The organism is Luteimonas sp. BLCC-B24 (genome assembly GCF_028550595.1).
Classification (GTDB): Bacteria; Pseudomonadota; Gammaproteobacteria; order Xanthomonadales; family Xanthomonadaceae; genus Luteimonas.
Genome location: NZ_JAQQGN010000001.1, coordinates 647638 through 663602 on the forward strand (window position 1 = coordinate 647638; position 15965 = coordinate 663602).

Consider the following 15965-nt stretch of genomic DNA (forward strand, 5'->3'; position numbering starts at 1 on the left):
GTCCAGCATCTGGCATTGCAGGCCAGAAGTCGCTGGATCCCCGCCGACGCGGGGATGACAACAGTGACTCGAACCTGCCTCAGCTCGCCGCCGGCAGACCCTCGATCAGTTCGATCATGCGCTGGCGCTGGTCGGCATCGGGCAGGCGTCCGCGGCCGGCGCCGAGATTGTCGACCAGATTGGCGACGCGGCTGGTGGCCGGGGTGGCGCAGGTCACGGCCGGGTGCGAGACCACGAACTTGAGGAAGAACTGGCCCCAGGTGGTCGCGTCGAAATCCTGCGCCCAGTCGGGCACCGGCCGGTCGGCGACGCGCTGCCACAGCCGGGTACGGCCGAACGGCGCATAGACCAGCACGCCGATGCCGCGTTCGGCGGCCAGCGGCAGGATGGTCTCCTCGACGTCGCGGTTGTCGACCGCGTAGTCGACGCCGATGAAGTCCAGCGGTTCGTTGCGCATGGTCTCGATCAGCTTCGGATAGGCCGGCTTGCTGGTCGAGGTGACGCCGATGTAGCGCACGCGCTTCTCGGCCTTCAGTGCCTTGAGCAGGCCCAGCTGGGTGGGAATGTCGCCGAGGTTGTGCACCTGGATCAGATCGATCGCAGTGCGGCCGAGGCGCTCGAACGAGGTGTCGAGCTGCGCACGCGCGCGGTCCGGATCGGCCTTGGCATCGGCCTCGCGGCCGGCGACGTTGACCTTGGTCGCCCAGAACACCTCGTCGGCGATGCCGAGCTGCTGCACGGCGCGGCCGGCCACGGCTTCGGACTCGCCGTAGCTCGGCGCGGTGTCGAAGACCTTGCCGCCCTCGCTGATCAGGGTGCGCAGCACGTCCGACAGCGACGCCGCATCGTCGCCCGCGGCGCGCGAGAACGTGGCCGAACTGCCCAGGCCGATCACCGGCAGGCGTTCGCCGCTGGACGGAATCGCGCGGGTGATCGCGGCGCCGGCCGGCGCGGCGAAGGCGAACTTGGGGGCGGCGAGTGCCAGACCGGCACCGAGCGAGAGTTTCAGGGCATCACGACGAGTGACCACGGCGTTCTCCTGGAGGCGAGGCGCAGGCGATGCCTGCGCCAGGGGCGGCGCATGAGCGCGCATCGGGTGCCGGCGGCCGGGCCGCGGCCATCCGAGTCTGCCCCAGCCCTCCGCCCCCGACAACCGCGCAGGTCCGGGCGCAGGCTCAGGCCCGGCGCCAGCGTCGCCACCACGTGCGCAGGCCCGCGCCGGCCGCCACCAGCACCAGGCCCAGCGGCAACAGGAACGCCGCGGCGCGGATGGTCCAGGCTGTGCCCATCGCGAGCGTGTCGCCGATGTCAGCGACTGCGCGCGCGACTTCACCGCGCCCCCCGGCGCCGCTGCGCGCGCGCAGGTCGACGGTCAGCAACTGGGTGTCGATGCGTCGACGCTGCTGGGCCGCCTCGCGCTGCGCGGCCTCGATCTGCGCTTCGGTCGCGGCCATGCGTTCGGCGAGCGCGATCATGTCGGCCACCGACAGCCCTGGTCGTCCCTCGAAGGCCTGCAGGCGCTCCAGTTCCCTGGCCAGACGGTCCTGTGCGGTGCGGGTGTCGCGTACGGCGACCGCGAGATCCTCCGTGCGCGTGCTGCGCTCGCCGGCGTCACCGTCTTCGCCGGCCAGCGCGATCATCGGTTCGATGCCGGCCGGGGCCATGCGCAGCACGACCCGCGCGCGCGGCCAGTCGCCGGCCGACTGCTGGGCTTCGAGCAGCGTGCACGCCCCGAAACGCGCGTCGCGACAGGCGGTCTGGATGGCCTGCAGGCGCGGCACGATCGCCTCGGACGCCAGCTCCACGCCCACCGTGTGCTCGTAGGCCAGCAGCGCGTCGCCGTCCGCAGGTGCGCCGGCGGATCCCGACGCCGCGCCGCCGCCGAACTCGCCGGGCGGCGGCGCGCATCCGCTCGCCAGCAGCCCCCACGCGACGACCGCCAGTGCGCATGCGCGCGGCGCCGTAGTCGACGTCGGACGGCCGCCGCCTGCGGGTTCTCTCTGCATCGTCATCGCTCCTTACCGCGGGGTCGCGGGACACGCGAGCCTAGTCGATCGGCCTCCGGCCCGCACGGCGCGAGCGGAGCGCGAGGCGCGTGCTTCGGCGCACGGGTGGATCCTCGGCCACGCCGCCGCTGCGGCGAACGCGCATCCGGGCGTCCGCCTCTCGGCGACTCAATCGCCAGCGGGCGACGCGGGTGCGCGGATGCGATCGGGCACGGACTCGATGGTGTCGCGTACCGCGGCCTCCTGCGGCGCGGCGGCGTCCGGCGCACGCCAGCCACCGCCCAGCGCGGTGTAGAGCGCGATCTGTGCCAATGCGACGGCGCGCTCAGTGTCGAGCGCCTGCTGGCGTGCGTCGAGCCACGCGCGCTCGGCATCGAGCAGGTCGGCGAGATTGGCCAAGCCCACCTCGTAGGTGCGTCGGGCCATCGCCCGGGTGCGTTCGGCGCGTGACAGCGCCTCCCCACGGGCGGCGCGCTGGGCCCCGCGCGCGGCGAGCTGGGCGGTCGCGGTCTCGACCTCCTGCAATGCGGTGGCCAGCGCCTGGCGCAGCTCGACGAAGCCGGCGTCGGCCTGCGCGTCGGCGAGATCGATCGCCGCGCGGCTGGCGCCGAAGTCCAGCCACGGAAACCCGAGCTGCGCGGCGAGCGAGCGCAGGTCCGAAGCGCCGGACAGATCGCCGATCGCGACCCCGCTGCGCCCGAGCGCCGCGCTGACCCCCAGCTTGGGGAACAGGTCGCGGCGGCTGGCCAGCGCCGCCAGTTCGGCGGCCTCCAGCCCGGCGACCGCGGCGATGACGTCGGGTCGCCGGCGCAACAGATCCATCGGCTGGCCGCGCGGAATCCCGGCATCGGCCATCGGCACGCGCGTGCCGTCGCCCAGGCGCTGCAGCACCGTCCCGTGCGGCCGGTCGATCAGCGTATCCAGCGCGAACGCGGTTTCGGCGAGACCGGCGTCGATGTCGCCGCGCTGCGCTTCGAGCGCCGCGCGCTGCGCGCCGGCGGCTTCCACATCCAGGCGGGTGACCTCGCCCAGCCGGAAGCGCCCGTCGGCGACACGCTCGGCCTCGCGCGCGATGCGCACGCCTTCGTCGAGCAGTGCACGCTGGGCGAGCAGCGCGCGCGCCTGCACGTAGCCCTGCGCGAGATTGGACGCGACGCCCAGGCGCACCGCCACCAGCTGTGCCTCGGCCGATTGCACCTGGCGCCCGGCCCCATCGCGGCGCAGCCGGTTCGCGCCGAACAGATCCACTTCCCACTCGGCCTGCAGCGCCAGCTGCCAGGTGTCGAAATTGACGTCGCCGCCGACATCGAATTCCTCGCCCAGCGGCGTGTCGGCCAGCGCATCGGTATTGATGATCTGGCGGCTGGCCTGACCGCCGAGATCGAGCCGCGGCAGCAGCGCCGCGCGGGATTGCCGCAGTTGCGCGCGTGCGATGCGCAGCTGGGCCAGCGCCGCCTGCTGGTCGAGACTGCGGACCAGCGCGGTCTCGACCAGTTCCGCCAGCAGCGGATCGTCGAACTGGCGCCACCAGTATGCGAGCGCCGCCGGATCGGCCGGCCGCGCGGCATCACCCGCGGGCGCGTAGTAGGCCGCCGGCAGCGGCGGCCGCTCGCGCACCGGCGGCGTGCTGCAGGCGGCGAGCGCGAGCGCGGCCGCGAGGACACCGAGCCTGGAGATCTTCATGCGCGTGCCTCCGCGGTTCTGCGGTCGTCGTCGCGCGGCACCTTGAAGACCAGCAGGTACAGGCACGGCACGACGACCAGGGTGAGCACGGTCGCGAACGCCAGACCGCCCATGATCGTCACGGCCAGCGATGCGAACAGATCGTCGAACAGCAGCGGCACCATGCCCAGCACCGTGGTGCCGGCCGCCATCGTCACCGGCACCAGGCGGCTCGTCGTCGCTTCGACGATCGCGGCGCGGCCATTGCCGCCTTCGGCCATCCGGCGGTCGATCTCCTCCACCAGCACGATCGCGTTCTTGAGCAGCAGGCCGGTCAGGCTGAGCAGACCGAGCAGCGCCACGAAGCCGAACGGCTGGCCGGAGATCGCCAGCCCGATGGTCACGCCGCAGATCGACATCGGCACCACCAGCCAGATCACCACCGGCTGGCGCACGCGGGAAAACAGCAGCACGGTCACCAGGATCATGCCCAGATACGGCAGCAGCAGCGTGCGCATCAGGGCCGTCTGCGCATCGCCGGAACTCTCGAATTCGCCGCCCCAGGTCAGGGTGTAGCCGGGCGGCAACGGCATGGCTTCGATCGCCTCGCGGATGTCGGCATGGGCGTCGCTCGCCTCCACACCGACCACCGGCTCGGCCTGCACGGCGATGGTGCGCACGCGATCGCGGCGCTGGATCGCGGCGTCCTCCTGCACCACGTCGACGCGATCGGCCACCTGGGCGATCGGGACGTAGGCCGTCGCGCCCGCGCTCCAGGCGAGGCGATCGAGCAGGCCTTCCGGCGCAGGGCGCTCGTCGTCCGGCGCGCGCAGCAGCACCTGGCGCTGCGCATCGCCCTCGCGCAGCACCGCCAGCGGCACGCCTTCGGTGGCCATGGTCAGCGCCTGGGCGATGTCCTGTCGGCCGAGTCCGGCCTCGGCCATGCGCTGCAGATCCAGCCGCGGCCGTAGCACGAGCTCGCGTTCGCCCCAGTCGTGGTGCACGTTCTCGAGCATCGGCGTGTCGCGGAAAATGGCCTCGGCACGCGCCGCGATCTCGCGCAGCGTCTCGCCCGAGGGACCGCTGAAGCGCGCCTCGACGCGCGCCTCGGACGCGCCGCCGAACATCAGCCGCGCCGCGTGCACGCGCAGCTCGGGGAAGCGCTCAACAGCTTCGCGATTGAGGCGGGTGAGCATGTCCTCGAGCACGTCGGCGTCGTCGACCAGCAGGATGACCTGCGCGAACGCGCTGTCGGGCATCGCCGGCGCGTAGGTCAGCATGAAGCGCGACGCGCCCTGCCCCACGAACGCGACCCGGCTGCGCACCTCGGGGAACTCCTGGGCCAGATAGTCCTCGACCTCGCGCACCGCGGCGTCGGTGGCGCGGATGTCGCTGCCCTGGCGGGTGTTGATGTCGACGAAGGCCATCGGCGTGGACGCGGGCGGAAAGAACGACTGCGGCAGGAAGCCGAATCCGACGACGCAGCCGATGGTCAGCAGTGTCGCCAGGGTCACGGTCAGGCCGGCACGACCGAGTCGCGCATCGAGCACCCCGCGGAAGCGGTCGTAGAACCTGCCCTCGTAGGGGCTGTCGCCCGCATCGCCGTCGCCGTCGCGTCCGTCTTCGGCGTCGCGCTCGCGCGCGTCCTTCGACGCCAGCCACCAGTAGCCCAGCAGCGGCACCACGGTGATCGCCAGCACCCAGCTGAGCAGCAGCGAGATCAGGATCACCGAGAACAGCGAGAACAGGAATTCACCGGTGGTGTCCTGCGACAGGCCGATGCCGGCGAACGCGAGGATGCCGATGATGGTCGCGCCGAGCAGCGACCATTGCGTCAGCCCGACCGACTCGCGCGCCGCGCGCATCGCCGAGTGCCCCTGGCGCAGCCGCACCTGCATGCCGTCGCAGATCACCACAGCGTTGTCGACCAGCATGCCCATCGCGATCACCAGCGCCGCCAGCGACACGCGTTCGAGCTGCAGGCCCAGCAGATACATCGCCACCAGCGTGCCGCCGACAGTCAGCAGCAGCACGCTGCCGATGATCACGCCGGCGCGCCAGCCCATCACCAGACACAGCACGCCGATCACGATGCCCAGTGACATCGCCACGTTGATCGCGAAGCTGGTCACCGCCGCGTCGACGACATCGGCCTGCTGGTAGATCGGATGCAGTTCGACGCCGAGCGGCAGGGTCGGCTCGAGCCGCGCCAGGGCCGCGTCGACGGCCTCGCCCACGTCGACGATGTTCACAGACGGCAGGCCGGCGACGCCGAGCGTCAGCGCCTCGCGCCCGTCGTGGCGGATGATCTGGGCCGGCCGCTCGGCGAACTCGCGGCGGATCTGCGCGATGTCGCCGAGGGTCACCCGCGCATCGCCGCGCCCCACCGGCAACGTGCGCAGGGCCTGCAGCGTATCGAAGGCGCCGCCGGGCGCGACGCGCAGGTACAGGTCCTCGCTGCGCAGCCCACCGGCGTGCAGTTCGGTTTCCGCATCGGCCAGTGCGCCGGCGATCTCCTCGGGCGCGATGCGCAGCGCGGCGAGGCGCGCCTGCGGAATCTCGACGACGAACCGTTCCTCGATCGCGCCGGCGATCTCGACCTTGCCCACGCCCTCCACCGGCAGCAGGCCGCGGCGCAGGGTCTTGGCGGCCTCGTGCAGCTCGGTGCGGGTGAGGCCGTCGCCGGTCATCGCGTAGTACAGGCCGAAGACATCGCCGAAATCGTCGTTGACCACCGATGCCTGCGCACCGGGCGGCAGGCTGGGCGCGGTGTCGTTGATCTTGCGCCGCAACTCGTCCCAGATCTGCGGAATCTCCTCGCTGGAATAACGCTCGAGGATCTCCACCCGCAGCTCGGAATAGCCGGGCCGCGACGTCGTGCGCACCTGCTTGAGCTGGGTGAGCTGCTGGACCGCGCTTTCGAGCACGTCGCTGACTTCGCGCTCGACCTGTTCGGCGCTGGCGCCGGGGTAGATCGTGGTCACGACCGCTTCCTTGATCGTGAACTCGGGGTCTTCCAGCCGCTCGAGATTGAAATAGGCGAACACGCCGCCGACCAGGCAGGCGAGGATCAGCAGCCAGACATTGACCGGGTGGCGGATGGCGTAACGCGCGATCTCCATGCCGGTTCAGCGCCGGGTGCGCGGTTCGACGATCTGCCCGGCCTGCAGCAGGCGTGCCCCGGCGACGACCACCTGCGCCGATGGCGCAAGTTCGCCTTCGATGCGCGCCTGCGTGCCCTCGATCGCGTGCACCCGCACCGGCACCGGCTGCGCGGCGCCGTCCTCGCCCACCGTCCACACCACCGCCTGCCCGTCGGCCGCGCTCAGCACCGCGCTCGCCGGCACACGGTGTTGGCCGGCCGCGAGCGTGGCGGGCGCCGGGTCTTCGATCGCCACCTGCATCGCCATGCCGGGCAGCACGTTGGCACCCGGCGGCGGCGCACCGCGCAGCGCCAGGCGATAGCTGCGTGACTGCGCATCCGGCGCGGTCGCATGTTCACGGTAGGCCAGGACCATCGGCGGCAGTTCGGGCAACGCGAGCACGCGACCGCGGGCGACGAGTGCGGGACCGAACGCCAGGCGCGCGGCGTCGCGCTCGGGCACGTCGACGACGACCTCGATCAGGTCCGCATCCTGCATCCGCAGCACCGGTTCGCCGGCCGGCACCACCACGCCGGCCGCGGCGAGGCGGCGCACCACCACGCCCGCGTACGGCGCGCGCAGCCGGGTGAATCCCACCTGGCGCGCCGCGGCATCGCGGTTCGCGCGCGTACTCGCGAGCTGCGCCTCGGCCTGTTCCACCGCGGCCGGCGCGAGGATGCCTTCGTCGCGCAGGCCGCGGCGGCGGGCGACATCGGCCTCGGCGGTCCGCAGGGCGACCTCGGCCTCGCCCAGTTGCAGGCGGTAGTCGGTGTCGTCGAGTTCGGCCAGGACCTGACCGCGTTCGACCCGTTCGCCGTCGCTCACCCGATACCGGGTGATGCGGCCGTCGGCCTGGAACGCGAGCTCGGTGCCTTCGGCGGCCTCCACTCGCCCGGGCAGGCGCAGCGTGCGGTCGGCGGACGCGCTTTCGATCGGCTGGACGATCACCGGGCGCGGCGGCGGCGGGGCGTCGGGCGCATCGCTGCAGGCCGCCAGCAGCACGCTCAGTAACAACAGGACACGGACTCGCAACGCCACACACCCCGGGCAGGCCGACGTGCGGCAGGACGCCTAGGGTCGCCGAAGTCCCGTTCACGGATCTGTGAACAGGCCGTGTCCGCAGCGCGGGTGGCGCACTCAGGCGGTGGGGACGACGCCGCCGCGCCCGCGTCGCATGCGGTGCAGCGCCCACAGCAGCGCGGTGACCAGCAACCAGGCGAAGAACCAGACGACGGCAGGGATCGCGGGGGGCGGCGGCATCTGCGCGCCGGCGCCGGCGCCCGCGAGTCGTCGGGTCGCGGCCTGCAGCGCAGCCGCCTGCACGCCGGGCGCATCGTCGACGCCGCGCACCCATAGCACGTCGCCGCCGTCGACGCGGTGCCAGCCGGGCGCGCGCGGCCACAGGCCGGCGCAGCCGTCGGCGGCCGGATCGGGCACGGGGAGGATCGCGCGGCCATCGGGCGCCGCCACGCGCGCGCCGGGCGCCAGGTCGCACAGCGCCACGCGCTCGCCGACCCGCGCCTCGCCGCGGAAGCCAGCCACGGCCGCGCCGGCCGGACGGGCCAGTGCGGCGGCCCAGGCACTCCACAACTCGCCATGCAGATCGGCCCGGCCCGCCAGCGGCAGCTGCCAGCTGTCGGCCGCGGTGACGACACCGATGCGGCCTTGGCCCAGTGCCTGCCAGCGCATCATGTCGGCCGCGCCCGGCCCGGCCGCCGGCAGCCCACCGGTCAGCGGCCGATAGCCCAGCGCGGGTGGCGCCTCGCCGGCCAGCTGCGGATCGAAGGGCGCGTCGTCGCTGCCGGGGCCGGACCAGGCACGCAACCGGGCGGGATCGTCGGGGCCGGCATCGGCGCGCCACTCGCGCACGCGCCCTGCGGTGATCGCCAGTCCCGCAGCGCCCAGCCAGCTGCGCAGCGCGTTCGACGGAGGTTCGGGCGCATGCACCAGCAGACCGAGGCCGTCGCGCACCGCCGCCAGCAGGGTGGTGCGTGCCGCGGCGCCCAGGCCATCCCAGGCGCGGGCGTCGAGCAGCACCAGATCCTGTTCGGCCAGGCGCGTGGCCTCGAGCGCCGGGGCGTCGCCGGCCATCGCGCCGCCGCCGAGCGCGGCACGCCAGCGCAGCGATGCGCCGGCGTCTTCGGCCCAGCGACGCAGGGCACGGACATCGGGATTCGGCGCACCGGCGAGCAGCAGGATGCGCATCGGCCCGTCCGCATCGATCACCACCGGGACGTGCGCGCGGGTCCAGGCGCCCGGCGCCACGTCCTGGAGCGCGACATCGAACAGCGTCGCGCCGGCGCCGCGCGCGGTGCCGGTGAGGCCGAACCGGCCGTCCGCATCGACGGTGCCGGTGTCGACGATGCGTCCGGCGGGATCGAACAGCGCCACCTGCGCATCTTCGATGCCCGACACGCGCCCGCGCACCGTGAACCGCGCGCCCGGTGCGACCGCGTCCGGCGCCTCGACGTCGACGAGCCCGGGCTGCAACGGCGCGGGGTGATAGGCGAGCGCGCGTCCGCCGACGGCGTCACGGTCGCGCGGGAGCAGGCCCGCGCCGAGGACGACGAGGGCGCGTGCATCCGGATGCCGGCGCAGCGCGGTCGCCAGGTCCGGCATCCGGGTGGCGCCGGCCGGGACGCCATCGGCTTCGGGCAGCGCGACGACAGGACCGGCCGGCACCGGCAGTCCCCCTGCGTTCGCCGTCAGCACGACCAGGGTGTCGGAGCCCGCCGGCGTCGGTGGCAGCAAGGTCCGATGGAGCAGCAGCGCTGATGCGGCCGTCAGCACGGCTAGCGCGAGCGTGCGCCATAAGGCCGGGCGCTGCCCCTGCGCGCTGCGCAGATGCGCGACGAGCAGCCGCGTGATCGACAGCGCCGCGCCGGCGAGCAGCACGATGCCGAGCCAGACCTCGGGCCTCATAGCGCATCCTCCTGCAGCGCGTCGAGGTAACGCGCGCCCATCGCGTCGACAGCGGGGCGTCGCGCCGGCGCCGGCAGCGGGCGTTGCAGCACTCGCCACAGCTGGCCGCGCAGCGCCTGGCGACAGTCGCCGCAGGCCGGGTCACGCTGCAGCGCGTCGACCGCGGCGAGCAGCGCGAGCGGGTCGTCGACCTGGCGCGGATGGGCCTGCGCCCAGGTGACCAGGGCCGCGAGATCGACGGCGTCGTTCCAGGCCAGCGCGCGCCACGCGATGGCGGGTTCGTCGGACCCGTCGCGCTCGGGCGCGGGCGCTGCGCGCGGCGCGATGCCGTCGCGCTCGCCGCCGAGGCGACGGGTGACGTCGACCGGCGGCAGGGTGGCGCCGACCCGCGCAAGGTAGATGCGGTCGGCCTGCTGCACCTGCTTGATCAGTTCCAGCGCGCGATTGGCATACGGCAGCGCCGCACGCGGTGCGTACTGGCGCAGCTGCAGTTCGGACTGCCACATCTCGCGCAGCGCCGCGCGCAGGAGTTCGCGGGTGGCCGGGTCGAGCAGGGTCGCCGCTTCCGGCAGATCGTGGGTGTGGCCGAAGGTCGACAGTACGTCCTCGGCGCGGCCGAAGGTGGTCGCGTCCTGCGGGGCGTGGTCGTGGTCGTGGTCGTGCGCGCCGGCACCATGGGCAGCGGCGCCGTGCGCGTGCGCATGGTCGTGCGCATGCGCGTGATCCGCATGCTCGTGGTCGTGATCGTCCGCAGGCCCCGTGTCCGACTGCGGTGCCGGGGGATCCGACTGGCCGTAGTCGTCGATCGGCAGCGGCTTGCGTGGTGGCGGTGGCGGCGCTCCCGCATCCGCGGTCGGCGGCGGACGCGCACCGCCTTCCGACTCCTCGCCGAGGAACTGGCCGTAGCGCAGGCGCAGGAGGCGCTGGTCGACGCCCAGCGTGTCGGAACGGCGCTCGAACGCGCTGCGTTCGATCCGCGCCTGCTCGGCGAGTAGCGCTTCGGCGTCGATGATGATCTGCCGCTGGCTGCGGAAATACGCCGGCAGCACGTTGCGGGCCAGGCCTTCGAGACCGTCCGCCTCGACCGGCACCGGCGGCGGCCAGCGCAGGATCAGGCTGGCGCTGCGCGCGATCTGCGGCGTCGGCTGGCGGTTGTCGCGCACCTCGAGCTGGGCGACCAGATCGCCGCCCGACTCGATTCCGAGCGCGACCGGGTCGAGCGTGGTCGCGAACGTCCGCAGTCGCGCCTCGCCGCGGCCGCGCAGGGACAGCGTGCGGTCCTCGAAGGTGATGCCCTCGCCGCTGCCGCGGGTGACGGTGATGCGCAGACGCGCGTCGGCGGCGACGCCGTGGTCGTCGCCGGCCTCGAATTCCAGCGGCCACTGGCGTTGGCCGGGGGTGTAGGTGGACAGCGTGGCCTCGGGCCTGCGCACGCGAATCTCCGGCGGGCGATCGGGCACCGCATCGAGCCGCCAGGGCTGTGCGCGCGCGAGCACGCGGTCGGTGTCGTCATCGACGGCGATGCGATAGAGCCAGGACTGGTCCAGGCGCAGGGTGGCCACCCAGTCCGCGTCCTCACGCGAGAACGCGATCTCGCGGCCGTCGTGCAGCTGCAGCGCCACCCGCTGCGGCTGCGGGGAGAAGCGCAGCGTCCAGCGCAGCGTCGCGCCGGCCGGCGCCTGCGCATCGAGTTCGGTCTGCGAGCGCGGCGGCTGGCCGGTATAGGCCGGAGCGGTGATCTGCAGGCGTTGTGCCAGCAGCACGGGCCTCGCATCTGCGCTGGCGGCCCGCGTGTCCGGCCGCAGCGGCCCGTCCGTGCGCGCCGCGGACGCCGGCCACCACAACGCGGCGGCGACGAGCAGCGCACCGATGCACCAGGCCAGCGCGAGTGCCCGCGCCGGCCACGGCGTCGGCGGCGGCATCGAGGGATCGGCCTCGATCCGTGCCTGCAGGCGTGTGCGCTGCAACTGCTGCAGGGGCGTCAACGTCGCGGGCGGCGCGACCAGCAGGGCGGCGCTGTCGTCCATGTCGGCACGATCCGCGTCCAGCGTGCGCGCCAGCCAGGCGCGATCGAAGCGACGTGCGCGGCGCAGCGCAACCACCACCGCCACGCCGCAGCCCAGCACCGCCACGGCGACCGCAGGCAGGATGCCCAGGAGCCGCCAGGCGAGCGCCGCGAGTCCGATACCGAACGGCAGCGCGAGCAGCACGACGATCGCGACCGCACGGCGGCGCGCGCGCGTCAGGCCCTGCTGCAGATGCGCGGCGACGTTCACGGGCCGCGGTTCCGCCGCGGTGAGGCCGCCATCCAGCGCTCCAGCGCGAACAGCAGCGCGACCAGCACGGCCCACCACGGCCGCAGATCACGCGGCGTCGGCGGATACGCGGCGCCGCCCTCGGCCGGTGCGAAATCCGCGGCGGCGATGCGTGCCGGCGCGGGGGGCGGCTGCACCAGCGCACGCAGCCGCGCCGGAAACGCGGGATCGAGGACCGCCGGCAGACGCGCCGGATCCAGCGCCTGCACAAAGCGGATGCAGGTCGCCGGCGCACAGGCGGCGCGCTCGGCCAGCGTCTCCCCGTCGGCGCCGCGCCAAACGGGCTGCCAGTCGAGGTCCGGGTCACGTGCGCTCGCGGCGCCGAGCAGCAGCACGCCACCGGCCGCATGCGCCAACAGATGCGACGACGGCGCACCTTCGCCCCACCATGCCGCCAGCGCATCGGTGCGCACCGACGTGACATCGCGCGCGATCGCGAACGCCTCCGCATCGTCGGCACGCCACGCACGCGCCACCGCGCGCAGCACGCGCCGCGCCGGATCGTCGGCGGCGCTGCCGATCACATCGAGCCTCGGCGCCGCGGCGGGTTCGGGCGCGGCCGCGTCGGCGCGCATCGGCACGATCCGCCAGTCGACCGCCCGCGACAGCACGACCGGGGCGGCATCGGCGCCGTCGATCACCTCGGGCGCGACGACCGTCAACGCGGTGCCGGCGGGCAGCGTCATGTCGAGCTCGCGCAGCAGGCTCGAGACCGTGGCCGTGCCGGCCCCGGGCGCGGACGGGCCGTCGATCGGCGGAAATCCGGGCGCCAGCCAGCGCGGCGGCGCCTCGCGCTCATCCGCTGCGGGCATCGCGTCGACGGCCACGCCCGGAACGACGACGGTCCAGCGCACAGGCGCCGTCGCGCCGTGCAGCACCGGCCATGCCAGCCACAGGGCGAGCAGTGCGAGCAGGGCCAGGCGCACCAGCAGCAGCGGCCAGTCGTCGAAGCGGAGACGGCGCCGCGGCCGCGGCTTCTCGCGCAGGAAGCGCAACGCCGCGAACGGGGTGGGCCGGGTCGCATCACGCCGCGCCAGATGCAGCAGCAGCGGCAGCAGCCACGCCGCCAGCGCCGCGAGCCCGAGTGGCGCGAGCAGGCCGACGCTCATCGCGCGCGCCCGCCGAACAGGGCCTGCAGCACCGGCGCGGGCGACTGGTCGATCACATGGGTCGCATGACGGATGCCCGCCGCCGCGAACCGCGCGGCCAGTCCGCGCTGCGCCGCGGTGAAGCGCGCGAGGTAACCGGCCCGCAACGCCGGACCGTCACCGAGCAGGGATTCGCCCGCTTCGGGCTCGACGAAGCGGCGGCCGTCGCGATACGGAAAATCACGTTCGTCCGCGGTCAGCACCTGGAGGGCGACGACCTCGCGCCCGGCATGCGCCAGGCGGACGAGCTGCGCGACCGCGGCCTCGTCGAAGAAATCGCCGAGCGCGATGACCAGATCGCCGCGCGCGATGCGCCCCCAGGCCGGGGCGAGCACATCGGCGTGCGGCCATTCGCCCGCGGGCGTGGTCGTGGCCAGCGCGTGGCGCAGGCGGTCGCGCTGGCGCGGCCCGTTACCCGGCGCCACCAGCGCCAGCCCCGCGCCGCCGCACAGCACCAGTCCGCAGGCGTCGCCGCCGCGCCGGGCGATCTCGATCACGCAACGTCCGAGCTGCCGCGCCGCATCGAACCGCGTGAAGCCGGGTCGCGCTTCGTCGGCCTGCGCCATCGAGGCGGTGGTATCGAGCAGCAACCAGGCGCGCACCGGACTCTCGCGCTCGGCCTCGCGGACGAAGAAGCGGTCGCTGCGCGCATAGAGCTTCCAGTCGATCTGCCGCGGTTCGTCGCCGGATTCGTAGGCGCGGTACTGGGCGAACTCCTGACCGCTGCCGCGGTTGCGGCTCGGGTGATGCCCGAGCCCCTGGCGACCGAGCGCGCGGTGCGGGCGCAGCCGCAGCGTCGCGACCAGCGCGCGCAGCGCGGGCGTCAGCGCATCGGGCGACGCGTCACCCGCCGCCAGGGTCGCCTCGTTCGCCATCGCGCGGCTCAGCGCTCCGGTGCGGGCAGCGCGCGCAGCAGGCCGGCGATCACCGCGTCGGCATCGGTCTGCGCGGCTTCCGCCGCGAACGACAGCACCAGACGGTGGCGCAGCACCGGCGCGAGCAGCGCGGCCACGTCTTCGCGTGTCGCCGCGAGCCGGCCCTGCAGCAGGGCCCGTGCCTTCGCCGCGAGGACCAGCGACTGGCCGGCGCGTGGGCCGGCGCCCCAGCGCACGTACTCGCGCACGACCTCCGGCGCGCCCTCCCCCGGGCGCGTGGCCCGCACCAGCGCGGTGATCCACGCCAGCAAGGCGTCGCCGATGTGGACCTGCCGCACCAGTGCCTGCAGCGCGAGCACGTCGTCGGCGTGCATCACCTTGGGCACCACGGCATCGGTGCTGCCCGTGGTCCGCGCGAGGATGTCCTGCTCCTCGCGTGCATCCGGGTACCCCAGGGCGACATGCAGCAGGAAACGGTCAAGCTGGGCCTCGGGCAGCGGATAGGTGCCGGCCTGTTCGATCGGATTCTGGGTGGCGAGCACGAAGAACGGCCTCGGCAGCGGGCGGGTCACCCCGGCATGACTGACCGTGCGCTCGGCCATCGCCTCGAGCAGCGCGGCCTGGGTCTTGGGCGGCGTCCGGTTGAGCTCGTCGGCCAGCAGCAGCTGGGTGAACACCGGGCCTTCCTGGAAGCGGAAATGACGCTTGCCGGTGCCGTGGTCCTCTTCCAGCAGCTCGGTGCCCAGCAGATCGCTGGGCATCAGGTCGGGCGTGAACTGCACGCGCCGGAAGCCCAGGTCCAGCGCCTCGCCGAGGGTGCGCACCAGCAGCGTCTTGCCGAGGCCGGGCACGCCCTCGAGCAGCACGTGACCGCCGGCGAGCAGCGCGACCAGCAACTGCTCGACGACCTCGGCCTGGCCGACGACGGCCTGTCCGATCGCATCGCGCAGGGCGTCGAGCTGCGCGCGCCGCGCGTGCAGGTCGGCTTCGGTGGGAGCGGTGTGGATCATGCAGGTACTCCTGTGGGCGCGCGCTCGCGCGCGATCGTGCGTTGCCGGCCGCGCGCCGTCGCGCGCGAGCGCGCTTCCGCAGACGGTCCGGTGGTCATGTGCTCAGGGCATACATGACGATGTTGACGGCGAACTTCGTGTTGTCCTCGGCCAGAAACCGCTTGTTGCGCCAGTCGTAGTCCCATTCGCAGCCGTAGTCCTTGTTGCTGTAGAGCACCGCGAGGCGACCGTTGATCTCGATGCCTTTCAGATAGTCGTGCACCAGATCGTCGCCCCAGCCGTTGAGTTCGAAACTCGTCGCCGGCGGGCCATCGGGAAACTGGAAGAAACTGCGGTACAGCGGGTGGGAGTTCGGCAGCTTCTTCATCGCCGCGGCGCCGAAGATCGCCGCCATCTGCGCCTCGAAGGATTTCGCGAACATCCCGTCGATGTCGTGGTTGCAGTCGTCGACGAACACGAAACCGCCGCTGCGCACGTAGCGTTCGAAATTGCGCCGCTCCGCGGGGCTGAATTCCACCAGCTTGTGCCCGGCCAGATAGCAGAACGGCGCCGCCAGCATCGCCGGATCCGACAGCGCGACCACGCGCTCCTCGGGATCCACGCGCAGGCTGGTGTAGTCGATCAGCGAGGTGAGCACGTTGGCCGGCATGCGCTGGTCCACGTCCCAGTTGCCGGACTCGTAGCGCAGGCGCGTGAACCAGAAGTCATAGCGCGCCGACTGTGCCGCGAGCGGCGGCAGCGCCAGGCCGGCGGCGGCGCCGAACAGCAGTTGCAGGGACTGGCGGCGGTTCATCGCGTGCAGCCTCTTGCCCCTTCCGGCGTCATCCGATCCGCACAACGCTCGACTCCCCTGCGGCTTTTGCCCTGGCTTCTGCTTTGGCTTC

General features: G+C 73.5%; 11 protein-coding genes. All 11 read right to left on the reverse strand.

Going from position 1 to position 15965, the window contains the following annotated elements; genetic code table 11:
* Positions 1-79 precede the first annotated feature (79 nt).
* Complete coding sequence (locus PQS31_RS03235; RefSeq protein ID WP_272761229.1) at positions 80-1030, reverse strand: aldo/keto reductase; 951 nt, start codon at positions 1028-1030, stop codon at positions 80-82.
* A 145-nt stretch (positions 1031-1175) separates the two neighbouring features.
* Entirely contained in the window at positions 1176-2006 is an 831-nt protein-coding gene (locus tag PQS31_RS03240; RefSeq protein WP_272761230.1) for a DUF4349 domain-containing protein, read from the reverse strand.
* A 168-nt stretch (positions 2007-2174) separates the two neighbouring features.
* Positions 2175-3689 carry an efflux transporter outer membrane subunit gene (locus tag PQS31_RS03245; RefSeq protein WP_075077144.1) on the reverse strand — a complete coding sequence of 505 codons (1515 nt, stop codon included), beginning with the start codon at positions 3687-3689 and terminating at the stop codon, positions 2175-2177.
* Positions 3686-6790 carry an efflux RND transporter permease subunit gene (locus PQS31_RS03250; RefSeq protein WP_272761231.1) on the reverse strand — a complete coding sequence of 1035 codons (3105 nt, stop codon included), beginning with the start codon at positions 6788-6790 and terminating at the stop codon, positions 3686-3688. Before PQS31_RS03250 ends, PQS31_RS03245 begins: the two co-directional genes overlap by 4 nt.
* Before the next feature lie 6 nt (positions 6791-6796).
* Positions 6797-7825, reverse strand: coding sequence for an efflux RND transporter periplasmic adaptor subunit (locus tag PQS31_RS03255; RefSeq protein ID WP_272761232.1), 1029 nt, complete (start codon positions 7823-7825; stop codon positions 6797-6799).
* A 123-nt stretch (positions 7826-7948) separates the two neighbouring features.
* On the reverse strand, positions 7949-9733 hold the full coding sequence (locus PQS31_RS03260) for a carboxypeptidase regulatory-like domain-containing protein (RefSeq protein ID WP_272761233.1): 1785 nt from the start codon (positions 9731-9733) through the stop codon (positions 7949-7951).
* Positions 9730-12009, reverse strand: a complete 2280-nt coding sequence (locus tag PQS31_RS03265) for a hypothetical protein (RefSeq protein WP_272761234.1) — start codon at positions 12007-12009, stop codon at positions 9730-9732. Before PQS31_RS03265 ends, PQS31_RS03260 begins: the two co-directional genes overlap by 4 nt.
* Positions 12006-13157 carry a BatA domain-containing protein gene (locus PQS31_RS03270; protein ID WP_272761235.1) on the reverse strand — a complete coding sequence of 384 codons (1152 nt, stop codon included), beginning with the start codon at positions 13155-13157 and terminating at the stop codon, positions 12006-12008. Before PQS31_RS03270 ends, PQS31_RS03265 begins: the two co-directional genes overlap by 4 nt.
* A complete protein-coding gene (locus tag PQS31_RS03275) occupies positions 13154-14071 on the reverse strand; it encodes a DUF58 domain-containing protein (RefSeq protein ID WP_272761236.1) in 918 nt (305 codons plus the stop codon). The genes PQS31_RS03270 and PQS31_RS03275 overlap by 4 nt, the downstream gene beginning before the upstream one ends.
* Before the next feature lie 8 nt (positions 14072-14079).
* Positions 14080-15081 (reverse strand): MoxR family ATPase, encoded by a 1002-nt coding sequence (locus PQS31_RS03280; RefSeq protein WP_096207984.1) that lies wholly within the window; start codon positions 15079-15081, stop codon positions 14080-14082.
* A 94-nt stretch (positions 15082-15175) separates the two neighbouring features.
* The gene (locus tag PQS31_RS03285; RefSeq protein ID WP_272761237.1) at positions 15176-15874 is read right to left on the reverse strand and encodes a DUF4159 domain-containing protein; all 699 of its coding nucleotides are present in this window, start codon (positions 15872-15874) and stop codon (positions 15176-15178) included.
* Positions 15875-15965: the final 91 nt, after the last annotated feature.

Bases quoted from the DNA above. Each gene is read 5' to 3' on its own strand.
- PQS31_RS03240 (WP_272761230.1), bottom strand. From the start codon at position 2,006: ATGCAGAGAGAACCCGCAGGCGGCGGCCGTCCGACGTCGACTACGGCG.
- PQS31_RS03245 (WP_075077144.1), bottom strand. From the start codon at position 3,689: ATGAAGATCTCCAGGCTCGGTGTCCTCGCGGCCGCGCTCGCGCTCGCC.
- PQS31_RS03250 (WP_272761231.1), bottom strand. From the start codon at position 6,790: ATGGAGATCGCGCGTTACGCCATCCGCCACCCGGTCAATGTCTGGCTG.
- PQS31_RS03260 (WP_272761233.1), bottom strand. From the start codon at position 9,733: ATGAGGCCCGAGGTCTGGCTCGGCATCGTGCTGCTCGCCGGCGCGGCG.
- PQS31_RS03270 (WP_272761235.1), bottom strand. From the start codon at position 13,157: ATGAGCGTCGGCCTGCTCGCGCCACTCGGGCTCGCGGCGCTGGCGGCG.
- PQS31_RS03275 (WP_272761236.1), bottom strand. From the start codon at position 14,071: ATGGCGAACGAGGCGACCCTGGCGGCGGGTGACGCGTCGCCCGATGCG.
- PQS31_RS03280 (WP_096207984.1), bottom strand. From the start codon at position 15,081: ATGATCCACACCGCTCCCACCGAAGCCGACCTGCACGCGCGGCGCGCG.
- PQS31_RS03285 (WP_272761237.1), bottom strand. From the start codon at position 15,874: ATGAACCGCCGCCAGTCCCTGCAACTGCTGTTCGGCGCCGCCGCCGGC.